The sequence below is a fragment of the Deltaproteobacteria bacterium genome (assembly GCA_005879795.1).
In the GTDB taxonomy this organism is placed as follows: domain Bacteria; phylum Desulfobacterota; class Binatia; order DP-6; family DP-6; genus DP-6.
This window is the reverse complement of the sequence record VBKJ01000156.1, coordinates 1-16,557: the sequence shown is the minus strand read 5'-3', so window position 1 is coordinate 16,557 and position 16,557 is coordinate 1. Positions and strand designations below refer to the sequence as shown.

The following is a 16,557-nucleotide window of genomic DNA, read 5'->3' as shown; positions in this document are numbered from 1 at the left end:
CCAATACGCCGCGCCTTCGCTGTGCGGGAGCGCCTCGGCAACCCGCATGGCGCATTACCGGCATCACGAGCTCAGCTCGCGCGCCGCGCGAGGCGCGCGCGCACGCCCTGCCGCAGTGTCTCCGGGATGGCGTCGAACGCCTCTCCGAGCGCCGCCGTGGACAGCTCGCGCATCCGCTGCTCGCGACCGATCGTCGTGACGAGCGCCCGCTCCGCCTTGCCCTGTCCCTGCGCGCACGCGAGGAAGAGCCCGGAGCGGACGTCGAGCGCGCAGGCCTCGGCGCTCGCGTAGACCGCGAGCGAGTCGCCCGGGACGAACCACACCGGAAGAACCCCGAGGTAGGTGACGGCGAGCGGATTCCAGTCGTCGTAGCGGTTGCGGTGCGTGCTCACCACTATGAGCACGTCGTGCTGGAAGCGCGCCGCCGCGGAGCGGAGCGCCGGGAGGTCCCCTTCGTCGGCTCGCGTCCCACCGCCGGCACCGGTCGTCGGTAGGACCTCGACCGTCGAGAAGGGGGCACGCTCGAGCGCGCTCGCGAGCTTGCGGACCAGGGCAAGTCGATCCGAGGCGGGCAGATCGCCGTCGTGGCCGCCACTGTCGTCGACGATCCACGCGATCCCGGCGACCGCGGGTTCGCGTGCGGTGACAGGGGCCACCCGCAGCTTCTCCATCTCGGCCTCGGACAGGGCGCCCATGTCCGGGACGAGCTCCCGGTGGCCACCCTCCGGCGGATAGTACCGCTTCTGCATGCAGCCGCCGACAATCACCACCATCCCGATCAGGCAGAGCGTTCGCAGCGTCGTCATCGTCGTTCCCCTTTCGCGGCTCATTCGCTGGGCGCCGTCGCGTCGACGGCGACGAGCGCGGTCACCGGGGAGAGCACCCCGTAGCGGAGCGCGAGATCCCGCATGGCATCCCGGTCCGGCCACAGCGCGCGCACCGCATCCGACGCCCAGAGGACGGGCAGCAGATCGACGGCTTCGGCGGGCGCCGCGACGGCCGTGAACGTACGCGTACGCCGGCGGCCGCCCACCAGCGTGGTCACGCGGACCGTACCCGGCGTGCCGCCGAGCACACGCGCTCGCAGGACGAGCGGTCGTCCTTCGGGCACGGAGAAATTCACCGCAGCATTCGACGCGGGCACGTCCTCGACGACGAGCGTCCCCCAGTCGATCGCCGCGAGGTGGAGCGCCGTCGGCCGGCCGCCCGCGGCGATGGGATGGAGAACCAGTGCCGCGACCGTGCCGCGGCTGCCGGACGAGACGACCACGGCACCCGGGCTCGCGTGTGCGTCGACGGCGTAACGGAGCACGAAGTCGGCGTCGCGGAGCGTCGCAGGCTCGCGGAGGACGACGCTGGTTTGCTCGCCGGAGTCTGTGGTCTGCCGGATCGCATGCGTCGGGCTCTCGACCGTCGTGATCGGTCCGAGCCCGTCGAGATCGATCCTCGCGCCAACGGTGCCGCCCGGGAGTCGTGGTACGACGAGCTCCCATGCGCCGTCACGCCAGGGCATCGTCTCGGCGTACGAGAACTCCACGTGGATCGGCGTCCGCGGAGGGAGATGGGCCATACCGAGGACGACGCCGTCCTCCTCGCGCAGGAGCGACGCCACGCGCCCAGACCGGAGCGCGGCGGCATAGATCGCCTCAGCCTCCTCGCGCGCCCGGACGATCGCCCGGATGTGGCGCCGCCCGAGCGTCACCACGAGGTCGTGGAACACCGCGGCGGCCGGAAGCGGCAGCACGAACGCGCCTTCGGTTGCGCGCTCGGGTCCGGCGTAGATCTGTCGGACCCGGAGGGCGGCGAACGGACCGATGACGGTCGCCTGCACGTCGGTACGCTCGAGCGCGAGCGGCGTTGCGTCGGGCGTCGTGCCGGCGAGCATGCGCGGTGCGTGCGGTGTGCTCGTGCGTCCAGAGGTCTCGCCCGCCCGTGCGATGATCCAGATCTCCTCGTCGGTCGGGGCGACCGACCTCGGGAGCGCCGCTTCGCGCTTCGCACAGGCGCCGAGCAGGAGAAGGAGAGGAGCGAGACGACGGGCGATGGTCATGAGGAGGTTCCTCCCGGCTCGAGCGCCACCGTCGCGGCGATGTCGCGACCCCTGTCCCCGACGGCGACGACGAGCCGGGCGCGGTACACCGGAATGCATCCCGCCGGCTCGAACAGGTGGAGCGTCGTCACGTGCGTTCGGCCGCGCGGCGGGGCCGCCTCGGTCGTGAAAGCTGCGATGATGATCCGCCCGCCCTGGAGCGCCGCCGGGTCGTAGTATGGCGCCGCGCGAAAGGCGTCGGCGCTTCCGCCTTCCACGCCGACGATCTTCGCCGTTGGCGCGGTGTCACCGACCGTGATCACGACCTGATACGCCGCGAGCGGCGCCTGACCGGCGTCGACGTACACGGCGACGGTGCGGAAGCGGCCCGCACCGTCCGCCGCGACGCTCGCCCCGGACGCGCCGAGCACCAGGAAGAGGGCTATGAGCGCCCTCACGAGCGTCTCCCGAGCGCGACGGCGGCGTGCGCCGCGAGCTCGACGTCGCGCTCGTCGACGACGCGATCGCCGTTGACGTCGAACCGAGAGGGTGGGCGCGCGGTCGAGTGGAGCGCGCGGGCGATCACGAAGGCATCGCGAATGTCGACGACGCCGTTCCCGTCCACGTCGGCCACGAGCGCCGGCGCCGTCCGGTCCGCCTTCCCGGGTACCCAGACGCGCAGGATGCCGAGCGCGAGGAGCGCCCCGGCGGCGATGGCAGCGCCCCGCCGCGTCGTGACGACCACCCAACGCCGGCGTCGCCTGGCTCGCCGGGCCTGTGCCGCATGCTTCCTGGCGGTCCAGAGGATGCGAGCTTCGATCGGCTCAGGAACGGGGGGCGGGACTGGAGCGAGGGCGCCGGCGCAGGTTGCGAGCTCCGCGACTATGTGACGACACTCCTCGCAGGCGCGCACGTGCGCCTCGACGTCGGCCGGCGCCTCTCCGGTGCGAGCCGCCTCGAGGTCGGCCAGGTCGGGATGCGTGGCGCCGGGGTCGGGCATGATCGGCTTGTGCCCTGTGAGCGTCCGGGAGGGGGGAAAGGTTCATTCCGACCCGAGCGCACGGCGCATCGCCGCGAGGGCGTGGTGCAGTCGCGACTTCACGGTGCCGAGGGGAATCCCCGACGCGTCCGCGATCTGCTGGAGGCTCAGGCCGTCGCCAAAGCGCATGACCACGACCTCGCGCTGGGGCCGGGGCAGGGCGTTCACGGCCGCCAGCAACTCACGCGATATGTTCGTGGGGCCCGCCGGGGCCGGAAGGACCTCCGCCAGGTCGTCGACGTCGACCTCGGGCCGCCGCCGTCGCCGGCGATCGAGGGCGAGGTGGCGCACGGTCGGATAGAGGAAGCCGCGCAACGTCGTCGAGAGCGCGAACGTCGGGTCGCCGACCTTCCGGAAGAGATACGTGAACGCTTCCTGTAGGACGTCGAGCGCGTCCTCGCGGTCGCCCGTGAGCCGCCACGCGATCCGGAGCACCCAGTCGCGGTGGCGGCGGTAGAGTCCCGCGAAGGCGTCCTCGTCCCCGTGCCCCGCCCGCACGAGGAGGTCGTCGTCGCTCTCGTCCCCGGAGCACATCGGCCCCGGCTGCTCTGGATCATCGCGACTGGAGCGTCAAACAGGAAGCAGAGCGCCGGATCATCGCGAGTCTCCTCCCGCTACGAGGCACCTCAGGTGACGCGGTCTCGAGCTGGTCGCCGCTGGCCGGTTCTCGTTTGGCGGCGCGGTCTCATTTCGCCAGGTAGCGACGCGGATCGACGGGCGCGCCGGCCAGGCGCACCTCGTAGTGGAGGTGCGCGCCGGTGGCGCGCCCCGTGGCGCCGACGGCGCCGATCGCCTGGCCGCAGCGCACCTGCTGGCCCTCGCGCACGTAGAGCGCGGAGAGATGCGCGTAGAGCGTGTCGAGCTGGCCCCCGTGAGCGACGATGACGAGGCCGCCGTAGCCCCGGTCGCGGCCGGCGAAGATCACCTCGCCGCTGCCGGCGGCCGTCACCGGCATGCCGTAGCGCGCCGAGATGTCGATGCCGGGGTGCGTCTCGCGCCCCTCGCCATAGGGTGACGGGCGCGCGCCGAAGGGCGACGTCACTAGCCCGCGCACGGGCCACAGCGTCGGCACGCCGCGGCTCACCTCCTCGCCGCGGTCTTTCAGGAGCGCGGTCAGCACCGCGAACGAGTCGCTGGCGGCCGCCGCCTGCCCGTCGACCCAGGCGAGCTCCTCGAGCGCGCGGCCCGCGTCCTCCGACACCACCGACCCGCCGCCGTCGAGCCTCGCCGCCACATTGACCAGCGCAGGCGTCTCCCCGCGGCTCTCCGCCATGTGCGTCAGGCGGCGGGCCTCGGCGCCGCGCTCGCCCAGCGCCGCCGTGGTGCGCGCGAGGCGGTCGACCGCGCCCGCCACCTGGGCCATCTCCCGCCGCTGGCGGGCGATCAGCTCGCGCTTGTCCGCGAGCCGCGTGCGGAGCCAGGCCACTTCCTCGCGCAACGCGGCCGTCCGCTGCTCGGCGCGCCACACCTGCACGGTCGCGACGGCCATGGTGACGACCACGAGCGCGGCGGCGAGACGCCAGCCCTTCGTCGGGCGCGAGATGACGCGAGTGTCCGGCATGGAGAACCTCCCGGGCGCGGGCATGAGAACCCGCTATTCGACTCCCTTGCTGTCTGTCAATCCCCGGCTCCGCGCGTGGGCCCGGCGCAGGAGCTGCTCCGCATGCTCCCGGATCTCGCGCGTCAGGCGCTCGCCGCCCAGCATCCGCGCCAGCTCCGCCGCCCGTTCGCTCGTGGCCAGGGGGCGTACCGAGGAGACGGTACGCCCGTCCTCCACCCGTTTGGTGACCACGACGTGGTGGTCGGCGAAGGCCGCGATCAGCGGCAGGTGGGTGATGCAGAGGACCTGACGGGCGCGGCCGAGCTGCCGGAGCTTGCGGCCGACGACCTCGGCCACGGCGCCGCCGATGCCCGCGTCGACCTCGTCGAAGATGAGCGTGGCGCCCCTCTCGTCGGCGGCGGCGAGGGTCTTCAGGGCGAGCATGATGCGCGACAGCTCGCCGCCCGAGGCCACGCGGGCGAGCGAGCGCGGCTCCTCGCCCGGGTTCGTCGAGAGGAAGAACTCGACCTCGTCCCAGCCCTCGGGGCCGAGCGCGCGGTCCTCGGTCTCGGCGAAACGGACCTCGAGGCGCGCCCCGGTGAACGCCAGCGCCTCGAGCTCCGCGACCAGGGCGCGACAGAGATCCCGGGCCACCCGCCGGCGCTCGACCGAGAGCCGGCCCGCCCATTCGGCAGCGGCGCGCCGGGCCGCCTCGGCCGCGGCCTCGAGCTCCGCCCTGATCTCGCCGCCGCTCTCGATGCCTTTCAGCTCGGCGGTCAGCTCCTCGCGCCGTCGGATCAGATCCTCGACCGTGCCGGCGTACTTGCGCTTCAGGCGCGCGAGCTGCGCCAGGCGCTCCTCCATCGCGTCCAGGCGATTCGCGTCGGGGGCGAGCTCGCGGGCGTAACGGCCGAGGCTCTCGCCGGCCTCCTCCACCTCGGCGAGCGCGCTCTCGAGGAGCGCGCGCGTCGACGCGAGGCCCGGGTCGAGCCCGGCCGCCTCCCGCAGCGCGACCAGCGCGCGGCCGAGGACATCGATCACCGCGCCCTCGCCGGAGTAGAGGCCCTCCTCCGCGCCCGTCGCGAGCACAGCCAGGCGCTCGGCGTGCACGAGGCGGGCACGCTCGGCGCTGAGCGACTCCTCCTCGCCCGCCACCAGGGCGGCGTGCGCCAGCTCCTCGACCTGCGCGCGCAGCATCTCGGCCCGCTCGCCCGCGGCCTCCGCGTCGGCGCGCGCCCGCGCGATCGCCTCGCGCGCCGCGACCAGGCGGCCGTGGCGGGCGCGCATCTCCTCGAGCGTGCGACCGAGGCTGCCCACCGCGTCGAGCAGCTCGCGGTGGCTCTCGACGCGCCGGAGGGCCTGGTGCTCGTCCTGCCCGTACACGCGCAGGAGATGGGGCGCCAGATCGCGCAGCAGGGCGAGCGGGGCGAGCGCGCCATTCACGTAGGCACGCGCCCGGCTGCCGCGCCCGATCAGGCGGCGGACGAGGAGCTCCTCCTGCCCCGCCTCGGCCGGGATGCCGGCGCCGGCGAGCCGCTCGCGGACCGGGGCGGGGACGTTCGCGAACAGCGCTTCGACCGCCGCCTCCTCGGCCCCCGTGCGCACCAGGTCCGCGTCCGGCCGCCCGCCGAGCGCCAGGTCGAGCGCCTGGAGGAGGATCGACTTCCCCGCGCCGGTCTCGCCCGTGAGCACGTTGAGCCCGGGTTCGAGCACCAGCTCGAGCTCGTCGATGATCGCGAGGTCGCGGACGCGCAGGGTGCGCAGCATCCCGGCCCCTCCCCTACCGGACGCCCCAGCCGAGCTTGGAGCGCAGCACGTCGTAATACGTCCGGTCCGGCGAGCGGATGAGCGAGACCGGCGAGCGGCCCTGGCGCACCTCGATCACGTCGCCGGCGGCGAGCCGCGTGCCCTCCTGCCCGTCGATGGTGAGGAGCGCATCCGCCTCGCCGCGGCCGATCGTGATGCGGACCACGGCGTCGGGTCCGAGCACCACGGGCCGGTTCGAGAGCGTGTGCGGCGAGATGGGCGAGAGGAGGAGGACCTGCACCGAAGGCTCGACGATCGGCCCGCCCACCGAGAGCGAGTAGGCCGTGGAGCCGGTCGGCGTCGCGACGATCATGCCGTCGGCGCGGTAGGCGCTGAACGGCAGTCCGTCCACCGAAACCGTGAACTCGAGGATGCGGGCGACGGCGCCGTGGGTGATGACCACGTCGTTCACGGCCCGGAAGCGGCCGCGGGCGCGGCCGGCGCGCTCGAGGTGCGCGGCGAGCGTCATGCGCCGGTCGAGCTCGTAGCGGCCCGCGATCACCCGCGCCAGCATGGGCATCGCCTCGGCCTCGACGACCCCGGTCAGGAAGCCGAGCTCGCCCATGTTGACGCCGAGGATGGGGACGCGCGCGTCCGTGCGGCGCGCGATCGAGAGGAGCGTCCCGTCGCCGCCCAGAACGACGATCAGGTCGGCCTCGCGCGCGAGCTCGTCCTTGGTGCGCAGGGGCGCGCCGGCCAGGTGCGCCTCGACGTCGAGGAGCACGCGCACGCGCCGGCGCGCGAGCCAGCCGAGCATGCGCCGCGCCAGGCGCACCGCGCGTGGGCGGTCACGCTTCACCACCAGCCCGACCGTCCGGATGCCCGCCACTTCCGCCTCCCGCCGCGCGGCCTTCCTACCATGCGACCCGCCCCGGTGCCAGGAAACGAGGTGTGTGCTAGACGAAAAATCATGCCGCGCCAGCCGGAGCTGTTCCCGCGTGCGCCCGCGCCGGCCGTCCCGCCGGGCCGGGCGCCGCTCGCCGAACGGATGAGGCCGCGCCGGATGGACGAGTTCGTCGGCCAGCAGCACCTCCTCGGCCCTGGCCGCGTGCTGCGCGACACGCTCGAGGGCGGGCAGGTCGAGTCGCTCATCCTGTGGGGCCCGCCGGGGAGCGGCAAGACGACCCTCGCGCACCTGCTGGCGGCCGCGAGCGGCGCGCACGCGGTCTCGTTCTCGGCCGTCCTCCAGGGCGTGAAGGAGCTCCGGCAGGTCGTCGAGGAAGCGGAGAGCGAGCTTCGGCGGAGCGGCCGGCCGACCGTGCTCTTCGTGGACGAGATCCACCGCTTCAACAAGGCGCAGCAGGACGCCTTCCTTCCCCACGTCGAAGCGGGCACGGTGACGCTCATCGGGGCGACCACCGAGAACCCGTCGTTCGAGGTGATCCCGCCGCTGCTTTCCCGCACGCGCGTCCTCGTCCTCGAGCCGCTCAGCGAGGACGAGGTGGGCGCCGTGGTCGACCGTGCCCTCGCCGACGCCGAGCGCGGGCTCGGGGCGGCACGTCTGGCGCTCGCTCCCGAGGCGCGCGCCTTCCTGGTCGCCCACGCGCAGGGCGACGCACGGGTGGCGCTGAACGCCCTCGAGCTGGCCGCCCGCCTGGCCCGTACGCGCCGCACCCGCACCCTGGACCTCGCGCTCATCGAGGAGGCCGCGCAGCAGCGCGCGCTGCGCTACGACAAGGCGGGCGAGGAGCACTACAACGTGATCTCGGCCTTCATCAAGAGCCTGCGCGGCGGCGACCCGGACGCCGCGGTCTACTGGATGATGCGCATGCTCGAGGCGGGCGAGGACCCCCTCTTCGTCGCGCGCCGGATGGTGATCTTCGCGGCCGAGGACGTCGGCAACGCCGAGCCCCAGGCGCTCCAGGTCGCGGTCGCCGCCAAGGATGCCGTCCACTTCGTCGGGCTCCCCGAGGGCCGCATCCCGCTCGCCCAGGCGGCGACCTTCCTCGCCACCTGCCCCAAGTCGAACGCGAGCTACCGCGCCATGCTGGCGGCCGCCGAGGATGTGCGTCAGGTGGGCCCGCTCCCCGTCCCGCTCCACCTCCGCAACGCGCCAACCCCGCTCATGAAGGGCCTCGGCTACGGCGCCGGCTATCTCTACCCCCACGACTACGAGGACGCCGTCGTGGAGCAGGACTACCTGCCCGAGCGCCTGCGCGGGCGGCGCTACTACGAGCCGGGCGACCGCGGCTGCGAGCGCGAGATCGGCGAGCGCCTGCGTGCCTGGCGCGCACGCCGCGCCCGGACCGGGAAACCACCGCCCCGCTGAGCCCCACACCACCGGGCTTGGGGAGAAGCAAAGGGGATGCCAGGGCGAGGGCCACGTCCCGTCGCGCTTCCTGCGGTACAGGTGTCACAGGCGCGAACGCCCCCGTCACGCGGGAGACGGCCCGTCAGTACCGGATCGCCACCAGGGTGAGGCCGTGGGCGGGCGCCGTCGCGCCGGCCCGCGTCCGATCACGGCCCGCGATCAGCTCGCGGAGGCTGCTCGCCGTCCTCTGGCCCCGCCCTACCTCGACCAGCGTGCCGACGATGTTCCGCACCATGTGCTTCAGGAACGCGGTCGCCTCGATGCGATAGAGCAGCACCGGCCCGGTGTCGACGCGGCTCTCGAGCACGCGGCGGACGGTGGAGTGGACCGGCTCGGGGTCCGCGCCCCGGAAGGCGGCAAAGTCGTGCTCGCCGACGAGGTCTGCGGCCGCCTCGTTCATGGCGCGCGCGTCGAGCGGCTCGGGGACGTGCCAGGCGTGCCGCCGCCAGAACGGCGACGGGACGGGCGCGTTCAGGATGCGGTACTCGTAGACGCGGCTGCGCGCGTCGCGGCGCGGGTCGAAGGCGTCGTCGACCAGGGATATCTCGCGCACGGCGACGTCCCCGGGCGTGAGCGCGTTGAGGCTCCGCCGCAGACGCCCGAGGTCGGCGGGCACGCGGCTCACGTGCACCGCGGCCACCTGGCCACAGGCGTGCACGCCGGCGTCGGTGCGGCCCGCGCCGCGCACCCGGACCGCCTCGCGGAGCGCGGTCGCGAGCGCGCGCTCGAGCACCTCCTGCACCGTCGGGACCCCCGGCTGCACCTGCCAGCCCTGATAGTGGGTGCCCTCGTACTCGACCGTCAGCTTGAGCTGCATCCCGCTCAGAGCGCGTCGCGCACCCGCTGCCCCATCGCGCGGCAGCCGACGACCGGCTGGCCGGGCGAGGCGAGATCGGCCGTACGGTGGCCCGCCGCGATCACCGCCGCCACGGCGCGCTCGATCGCGTCCGCCGCCGCCGGCGCAGCGAGCGAGTAGCGGCAGAGCATGGCAGCGGAGAGGATCGCGGCCAGCGGGTTCGCCCGGTCCAGACCTGCGATGTCCGGCGCGGAGCCGTGGATCGGCTCGTAGAGGCCGTGGCAGCGCGCGCCGGGAACCGGGGCGCCGGCGAGCGAGGCGGAGGGCAGCATGCCCATCGAGCCGGCCAGCATGGAGGCCTCGTCGGTCAGGATGTCGCCGAAGAGGTTCTCGGTGGCGATCACGTCGAAGTCGCGCGGGCGGCGGATCAGGTGCATCGCCATCGCGTCGACGAGCACGTCCTCGTAGGCGACGTCGGGATACCCGCGCCGGATCTCGTGCGCAATTTCGCGCCACAGCCGTGAAGAGGAGAGGATGTTCGCCTTGTCGACCGACGCGAGCTTCCGGCGGCGCTGGCGGGCGAGCGCGAAGGCGGCGTGGAGGAGGCGCGCGATCTCGGCCTCGGTGTAGCTGAGCGTGTCGACCGCCTCGCGGCCGGCGGGCGTCGTGCGCCGCTCGCTGGGCCGGCCAAAGTAGATGCCGCCCGTCAGCTCGCGCACCACGACGAGGTCGACGCCCGCGAGGATTTCGGGGCGGAGCGGCGAGGCTGCGATCAGCTCGGGCACGGTCCACACCGGCCGCAGGTTGGCGTAGAGGCCGAGCCCCTTGCGGAGCCCCAGGAGCGCCTGCTCCGGGCGCACGCGCGCGCCCGGGTCGTCCCACTTGGGCCCGCCGACGGCGCCCAGCAGCACGGCGTCGCCGCGGCGCGCGCGCTCGAGCTCGGCGGGCGGGAGCGGGTCGCCCGTGGCGTCGATCGCGGCGCCGCCGATCGTCCCCGTGCTGAGCTCGAGCGCCAGGCCGTGGCGGGGCGCCACGACCTCGAGGACGGCGACCGCCTCCGCCGTCACCTCGGGACCGATGCCGTCGCCGGGGAAGACGGCGATGGTGGCGCGCCCGGCCACGCTCAGTCGTCGGGCCCCGCGCCGGGGCCGGCGCCGACGGTCGGGCCGTCGTCCGCGGGCGGCGCGGCGATCATCCCCGTCTGCCGCGCGTAGGCGAAGAGCCCGCCCGCCGCGATCACGGGACCCGCATCGCCCAGCGGCCGCAGCCGATGCACCGTGCCGGTACGCCGGTTCGTGAGCGTGGCGGCGTCGAGGTCGAGCACGCCCTCGTCGCCCGTCCGGAAGGCCTCGACCAGCCGCTCGCCCGTCTCGAGCGGGTAGAGCTCGCCCGTCGCCACGCAGTTGCGGAAGAAGATGCGCGCGTAGGACTCGGCCACGACGGCCTCGGCGCCCGCGGCGCCGAGGGCGATCGGGGCGTGCTCGCGGGACGACCCGCAGCCGAAGTTCTTCCCGGCGACCAGGATCGTGAACGGCGTCGTCGTGCTGCCCGGCGGGACGAAGGGCGGATCGCCGGGCCGGAGCAGCAGGCCGGCGAGCGCGTAGCTGCCGAGCTTGCGGTACTCCTCCGCGATGGTCGGCACCAGGTTCAGGTACTCGGCCGGGATGATCTGGTCGGTGTCGATGTTGTCGCCGAGGACGTAGACGCGGCCCGTGACGGTCATTGGAGGAGCTCCCGCGGATCGGTGATGCGGCCGGTGATCGCCGAGGCGGCGACGGTGTAGGGCGAGGCGAGGTAGACCTGCCCTTCCTTCGCGCCCATGCGGCCGGGGAAGTTGCGGTTGGTGGTCGAGATGCAGACCTCCGGGCCATTGATGCGACCGAAGGTATCGCGCGGCCCGCCCAGGCACGCCGCGCACGAGGCGTCGAGCGAGATCTGGCAGCCGGCGTCCCTGAAGATGTCGAGCAGGGGGCGGCCGTCGATGGTCTCGGTGCGGAGCCCGCGCGAGACGTCCGTGGTGGAGGGGACGAGGAAGGTGTCGACCGCCACGCGCCGGCCGCGGAGCACGCGCGCCGCGTTCACGAAGTCGGTCAGCTTCCCGCCCGTGCACGAGCCGATGTAGGCGCGCGTCAGCCTGACGTCCCCGAGCTCGCGCGCGAGCGCGCGGTTGTCGGGCGAGTGCGGCCGGGCGACCGTGGGCTCGAGCGTGCGCGCGTCGTAGCGTTTCTCGGTCAAGAAGCGCGCGCCGGGGTCGTTCTCGACCGGCGTGAAGGGCCGGGTGGTGCGGCCGCGGAGGTACGCGCGCGTGGTCTCGTCGCAGGCGATGATGCCGTTCTTGCCGCCCGCCTCGATCACCATGTTGGCGAGCGTCATCCGCTCCTCCATCGAGAGGCGCATCACCGCCTCTCCGGCGAATTCCATCGACCGGTATGTCGCGCCGTCCACCCCGATGTCGCCGATGATCTGCAGGATGAGGTCCTTGGCGAGGATGAAGCCGGGGATCTCGCCCTCGAACACGAAGCGCATGGTGGGCGGGACCTTCACCAGGAGCTTCCCGGTGCCCAGCACGAAGGCCGCGTCGGTGTTGCCGATGCCGGTCGCGAACTCGTCGAAGGCGCCGGCGGTGCAGGTGTGGGAGTCGGTGCCGAAGAGAACCTCGCCCGGGCGCGTGTGCCCCTCCTCGGCGAGCGCGATGTGGCAGACGCCCTTGTAGCGCGGCGTGCCGACGTCGTAGAGGTGCGGCAGGCCCTGCTCTGCGGCGAAGTGCCGCAAAATATCGACGTTGCGGTGCGCCTTGTCGTCGTGCGTGAAGATGTAGTGGTCGGGGATGAGCACGACCCGGTCGCGATCCCACACGCGCGCCTGCCTGCCGAACTCGCGCTTGAAGATGCCGATCGTGCCCGGGCCGCACACGTCGTGGGTCATGAGCACGTCGGCCCGGACCCACACGTTGTCGCCCGGCTCGACCGCCGCCTTCCCGGCGGCGCGCGCCAGGATCTTCTCGGTCATGGTCATGGCGCTCACGGCCCCACCTCCGCCTGCTGCCGCTGCCGGTACTGCCGGCGGTACTCGAGCTTGTTGAGGGCGTTCACGTAGGCGAGCGCGCTCGCCTGGATGATGTCGGTGTGGCTCCCCTGCCCGGTCACGCTGTGGTCGTCCTCGCGCACCAGGCAGGAGACCTCGCCCTGGGCGTCCGTGCCGCCGGTGATCGCCTTGACGGCGTAGCGCTCGAGCTGGGGGTGCTGGCCGGTCAGGTCGCTGATCACGCGGTAGCAGGCGTCGACCATGCCGTCGCCGGTGCCGTGGCCGATCACCTCCTCGCCGTCGATGCGGAGCTTCACGGTGGCGTGCGGGATCGCCATGCTGGAGGAGGTGACGTTCAGGTAGACGAGCTCGTAGCGGTCGCGCACGCCGCTGCGGACCGACTCCTGGGCGATGAGCGCGATCAGGTCCTCGTCGTAGACGTTCTTCTTCGCGTCGGCGAGCGCCTTGAAGCGTTCGAAGGCGCGGTTCATGTCGATGTCGCCGAACTCGAGGCCGAGCTCCTTCAGACGCGCCACGAAGGCGTGACGCCCCGAGTGCTTGCCGAGCACCAGGCGGTTCGAGTCCAGGCCGACCGACTCGGGCCTCATGATCTCGTAGTTGAGGCGGTTCTTCAGCACCCCGTCCTGGTGGATGCCGGCCTCGTGCGCGAAGGCGTTGTCGCCCACGATCGGCTTGTTGATCGGGATGGGGATGCCGGTGATCTGCGCGAGCAGCCGGCTGGTCGGGTAGATCTGCTCGGTCACGATGCCGGTGTCGACCCCGAAGCGGTCGCGGCGCGTCTTGATCGCCATCACGACCTCCTCCATCGACGTGTTGCCGGCGCGCTCGCCGATGCCGTTCACCGTGCACTCGACCTGCCGGGCGCCGTTCTGCACCGCCGCGAGCGAGTTCGCGACCGCCATGCCGAGGTCGTTGTGGCAGTGGGCGCTCCAGATGACGCGGTCGCCGCCGGGCACGCGCTCGCCGAGCATCCTGAAGAGCGCGCCATATTCCTCGGGCAGCGCGTAGCCGGTCGTGTCGGGCACGTTGATGGTGCGCGCGCCGGCGTCGATCACCGCGCCGAAGATCTCGACCAGGTACGCGGGATCGCTGCGCGAGGCGTCCTCGGCCGAGAACTCGACGTAGTCGAGATGCTGCTTGGCGCGCCTGACGGCCCATACCGCGGCGTCGAGCACGTCCTTCCGGCTCATCATGAGCTTGTGCTTCAGATGGATGTCGGAGGTGGCGATGAAGATGTGGATCCCGGGCCGCCTGGCCTTCTCCACCGCCTTGAGGGCGCGGTCGACGTCCTGCTCGCGCGTGCGGGCGAGCGAGAGGACAATCGGCTTCGTGATCATCTCCGCGACGCGCCGGACGGACTCGAAGTCGCCCTCCGAGGAGGCGGCGAACCCCGCCTCGATCACGTCCACGCCCAGGTGCTCGAGCTGGCGCGCGATCGCGAGCTTCTCCTCCACGTTCATGGTGGCGCCGGGCGATTGCTCCCCGTCGCGCAGGGTCGTGTCGAAGATCTGTACCCGGTCCATCGTCGGTCTCCTTTACGCCAGCTCGTCCCGGAAAAACACCTGGGGCCACGAACCGCCCGGCCCGTGGCCCCAGAAACAAAAAAGCCACGGGGGGTGGTCCCGCCCGTGGCATCCTCTCGGGAAGGTGAGGGTCTTGCCCTACACGCCTCCGAGGGCCGCGGGCGGGCGGCTAAGCAGCAGGCCCAGGGCCAGTCGAAGTAGTGCGGGCTTCTCGAACATCGTCCGAGCGCTTAGCGGCCCTGCCCGGGCTTGTCAAGCACGACCGCCCGCACCGCGGGCGGCTCCGCGCTGACGGCGGGCTCGGGCGGGCGGCCCCGCAGGCGGCGCACGATGGCGCTGAGCGGCCCCGAGGCCGCGTAGCTCCCGATGCCGAGGAAGAGCACCACCTCGGGCGCTCCCACCGCGAGGTAGATGAGGAGGATCAGCCCGAGCAGGACAGGGAACGGATGGCGGTGGTGGAAGCGGATCTCCTTGAAGGAGTAGTAGCGGATCTCGCTCACCATGAGTGCGGCCACGGCGAAGATGAGGAGCAGCATCGTGATGTGCTTGCCGGTCTCGCCCTCGCCGCCGAGCCAATGGTAGAGCCGGTAGTGGAGCAGCACGGTCGCCGCGATCACGTCGGCCGCTGCCGGGATCGGGAGGCCGACGAAGTACCGCTTCTCGACCGAGGCGATCTGCACGTTGAAGCGCGCGAGCCGGAGCGCGCCGCAGGTCACGTAGAGCGAGGCGGCGAGCCAGCCCCAGCGCCCCCACGGCCTAAGCGCCCACTGGTAGACGAGGATGCCGGGCGCCACCCCGAAAGCGACCAGGTCGGCGAGCGAGTCGTACTGGATGCCGAAGGAGCTGGTCGAGCGCGTGAGCCGCGCGATCCGGCCGTCGAGCGCGTCGCAGAGCTGCGCCAGGAGGATCATCACCGCCGCGTACCAGTACCATTTGCCGCCGTTGAGCGTGCAGATGATCGAGTAGAAGCCCGAGAAGAGCCCGGCCGAGGTGAGCAGGTTGGGCAGCAGGTAGACGCCCTTGCGCAGCGGCGGGATGCGCCGGCGGCGGCGGAGGCGGACGGCATACATGGGCGGGTTCTCGCTCACGACCTCTCCTCGGCGACGACGCTCGTGCCGGCCCGCACCCGGTCGCCGCGGCGGACGACCGGCGCGACCCCGACCGGCAGGAAGAGGTCGACCCGCGAGCCGAACATGATCATGCCGAAACGCTCGCCACGTTGCACGCGGTCGCCCGGGCGCAGTCGGCACACTATGCGCCGGGCGAGCGCGCCGGCGATTTGCACGAGGAGATAGCGGCGCCCGCCGCTCTCGAGCACGACGGCGGTACGCGCGTTGTCGAGCGAGGCCTTGTCGGCGAAGGCGGCGCGGAACCTGCCCGCGCTGTGACGCACCAGCGCGACCGTGCCGGAGACCGGGTTGCGATTCACGTGCACGTCGAGCGGCGACATGAAGATGCTGACGCGCGTCGCGGGCGCCCCGAGCACGCGCTCGTCCCGCTCCTCGACCACGGCCACCACGCGCCCGTCGGCCGGCGAGACGACGAGCCGCTCGCCGGGCGGCGCGCGGCGCTCGGGGTCGCGGAAGAAGTAGAGGCAGAAGCCGACCGCAAGGACGAGCGGCACGAGGGAGGCCGGGTGGCCGGCGAGGGTGCCCACCGCGCCCACCAAGCCGAGCACGCCGGCGGCCGTGCCGATGACGGGCCAGCCCTCGCGCGCGATCGCCACCGGGCTGCTTCGCCTCCTAGTTCCGCGAGCGGTCGACGAGCCGCTCGGAGGCGAGCCAGGGCATCAGGCCGCGCAGCTTCGCCCCGACCTCCTCGACCGGGTGCTTCGCGGCCTCCTTCCTGAGCTCTCGGAAGTGCGGCAGGCCGCAGCGGTACTCGGTGATCCACTCGTCGGCGAACTTGCCCGACTGGATGTCGGCGAGGATCGCCTTCATCGCCCGGCGCGTCTCGTCGCCGATGATGCGCTTGCCGCGCGTCATGTCGCCGTACTCGGCGGTGTTGCTGATCGAGTAGCGCATGTTGGCGATGCCGCCCTCGTAGATCAGGTCGACGATCAGCTTCACCTCGTGCAGGCACTCGAAGTACGCCATCTCCGGGGAATAGCCGGCCTCGACGAGCGTCTCGAAGCCGGCGCGGATCAGCTCGGTCAGCCCGCCGCAGAGGACCGACTGCTCGCCGAAGAGGTCGGTCTCGGTCTCCTCCTTGAAGGTGGTCTCCAGGACGCCCGCGCGCGTGCCGCCGATCGCCTTGGCGTAGGCGAGCCCGATCTGCTTCGTGTCCGCGCTCGGGTCCTGCGCCACGGCGAGCAGACACGGGACCCCCCGGCCCTTCTGGTACTCGCTGCGCACCAGGTGGCCCGGGCCCTTGGGCGCCACCATGAAGACGTTCACGCCCGCGGGCGGGACGATCTTCCGGTAGTGGATGTTGAAGCCGTGGCCGAAGGCCAGGTACTTTCCGGGCCT

The 16,557-nt window shown here is 72.8% G+C and carries 17 protein-coding genes; 1 reads left to right on the top strand and 16 read right to left on the bottom strand.

What is annotated here, in order from left to right; translation table 11 throughout:
- Positions 1-71: 71 nt before the first annotated feature.
- The 8 genes from E6J59_13525 to E6J59_13490 all read right to left on the bottom strand — a co-directional run bounded on the left by E6J59_13525 (position 72) and on the right by E6J59_13490 (position 7,234).
- Positions 72-806, bottom strand: coding sequence for a hypothetical protein (locus E6J59_13525; GenBank protein ID TMB18851.1), 735 nt, complete (start codon positions 804-806; stop codon positions 72-74).
- A 20-nt stretch (positions 807-826) separates the two neighbouring features.
- Positions 827-2,149 (bottom strand): hypothetical protein, encoded by a 1,323-nt coding sequence (locus E6J59_13520; GenBank protein TMB18850.1) that lies wholly within the window; start codon positions 2,147-2,149, stop codon positions 827-829.
- The gene (locus E6J59_13515; protein TMB18849.1) at positions 2,047-2,487 is read right to left on the bottom strand and encodes a hypothetical protein; all 441 of its coding nucleotides are present in this window, start codon (positions 2,485-2,487) and stop codon (positions 2,047-2,049) included. Before E6J59_13515 ends, E6J59_13520 begins: the two co-directional genes overlap by 103 nt.
- Positions 2,484-3,029 (bottom strand): hypothetical protein, encoded by a 546-nt coding sequence (locus E6J59_13510; protein ID TMB18848.1) that lies wholly within the window; start codon positions 3,027-3,029, stop codon positions 2,484-2,486. The genes E6J59_13515 and E6J59_13510 overlap by 4 nt, the downstream gene beginning before the upstream one ends.
- Before the next feature lie 42 nt (positions 3,030-3,071).
- Complete coding sequence (locus E6J59_13505; GenBank protein TMB18847.1) at positions 3,072-3,602, bottom strand: sigma-70 family RNA polymerase sigma factor; 531 nt, start codon at positions 3,600-3,602, stop codon at positions 3,072-3,074.
- Between the two features lie 151 nt (positions 3,603-3,753).
- Positions 3,754-4,653 carry a hypothetical protein gene (locus E6J59_13500; protein TMB18846.1) on the bottom strand — a complete coding sequence of 300 codons (900 nt, stop codon included), beginning with the start codon at positions 4,651-4,653 and terminating at the stop codon, positions 3,754-3,756.
- A gap of 9 nt (positions 4,654-4,662) precedes the next feature.
- Complete coding sequence (gene recN / locus E6J59_13495; GenBank protein TMB18845.1) at positions 4,663-6,375, bottom strand: DNA repair protein RecN; 1,713 nt, start codon at positions 6,373-6,375, stop codon at positions 4,663-4,665.
- 13 nt (positions 6,376-6,388) lie between these two features.
- Positions 6,389-7,234: an NAD(+) kinase gene (locus E6J59_13490; GenBank protein ID TMB18867.1), complete on the bottom strand. Its 846-nt coding sequence runs from the start codon at positions 7,232-7,234 to the stop codon at positions 6,389-6,391.
- A gap of 90 nt (positions 7,235-7,324) precedes the next feature.
- On the opposite strand from E6J59_13490, the gene E6J59_13485 reads away from it, so the two are divergent.
- Positions 7,325-8,683 (top strand): replication-associated recombination protein A, encoded by a 1,359-nt coding sequence (locus E6J59_13485; GenBank protein TMB18844.1) that lies wholly within the window; start codon positions 7,325-7,327, stop codon positions 8,681-8,683.
- A 124-nt stretch (positions 8,684-8,807) separates the two neighbouring features.
- Here E6J59_13485 and truA read toward each other — a convergent pair whose 3' ends face one another.
- The 8 genes from truA to ilvC form a co-directional block, all read right to left on the bottom strand.
- Positions 8,808-9,542, bottom strand: a complete 735-nt coding sequence (gene truA, locus E6J59_13480; GenBank protein TMB18843.1) for a tRNA pseudouridine(38-40) synthase TruA — start codon at positions 9,540-9,542, stop codon at positions 8,808-8,810.
- Between the two features lie 5 nt (positions 9,543-9,547).
- Entirely contained in the window at positions 9,548-10,642 is a 1,095-nt protein-coding gene (gene leuB, locus E6J59_13475) for a 3-isopropylmalate dehydrogenase (protein TMB18842.1), read from the bottom strand.
- Between the two features lie 2 nt (positions 10,643-10,644).
- Positions 10,645-11,244: a 3-isopropylmalate dehydratase gene (locus E6J59_13470; protein TMB18841.1), complete on the bottom strand. Its 600-nt coding sequence runs from the start codon at positions 11,242-11,244 to the stop codon at positions 10,645-10,647.
- Complete coding sequence (locus tag E6J59_13465) at positions 11,241-12,536, bottom strand: homoaconitate hydratase family protein (GenBank protein TMB18866.1); 1,296 nt, start codon at positions 12,534-12,536, stop codon at positions 11,241-11,243. The genes E6J59_13470 and E6J59_13465 overlap by 4 nt, the downstream gene beginning before the upstream one ends.
- A gap of 5 nt (positions 12,537-12,541) precedes the next feature.
- Positions 12,542-14,089 (bottom strand): 2-isopropylmalate synthase, encoded by a 1,548-nt coding sequence (locus tag E6J59_13460; GenBank protein ID TMB18840.1) that lies wholly within the window; start codon positions 14,087-14,089, stop codon positions 12,542-12,544.
- Between the two features lie 230 nt (positions 14,090-14,319).
- Positions 14,320-15,126 (bottom strand): CDP-diacylglycerol--serine O-phosphatidyltransferase, encoded by an 807-nt coding sequence (gene pssA, locus E6J59_13455; protein TMB18865.1) that lies wholly within the window; start codon positions 15,124-15,126, stop codon positions 14,320-14,322.
- Positions 15,127-15,173: 47 nt separating this feature from the next.
- The gene (locus E6J59_13450) at positions 15,174-15,815 is read right to left on the bottom strand and encodes a phosphatidylserine decarboxylase family protein (protein TMB18839.1); all 642 of its coding nucleotides are present in this window, start codon (positions 15,813-15,815) and stop codon (positions 15,174-15,176) included.
- Positions 15,816-15,831: 16 nt separating this feature from the next.
- On the bottom strand, positions 15,832-16,557 hold a 726-nt coding region (gene ilvC, locus E6J59_13445), incomplete at its 5' end, for a ketol-acid reductoisomerase (GenBank protein TMB18838.1).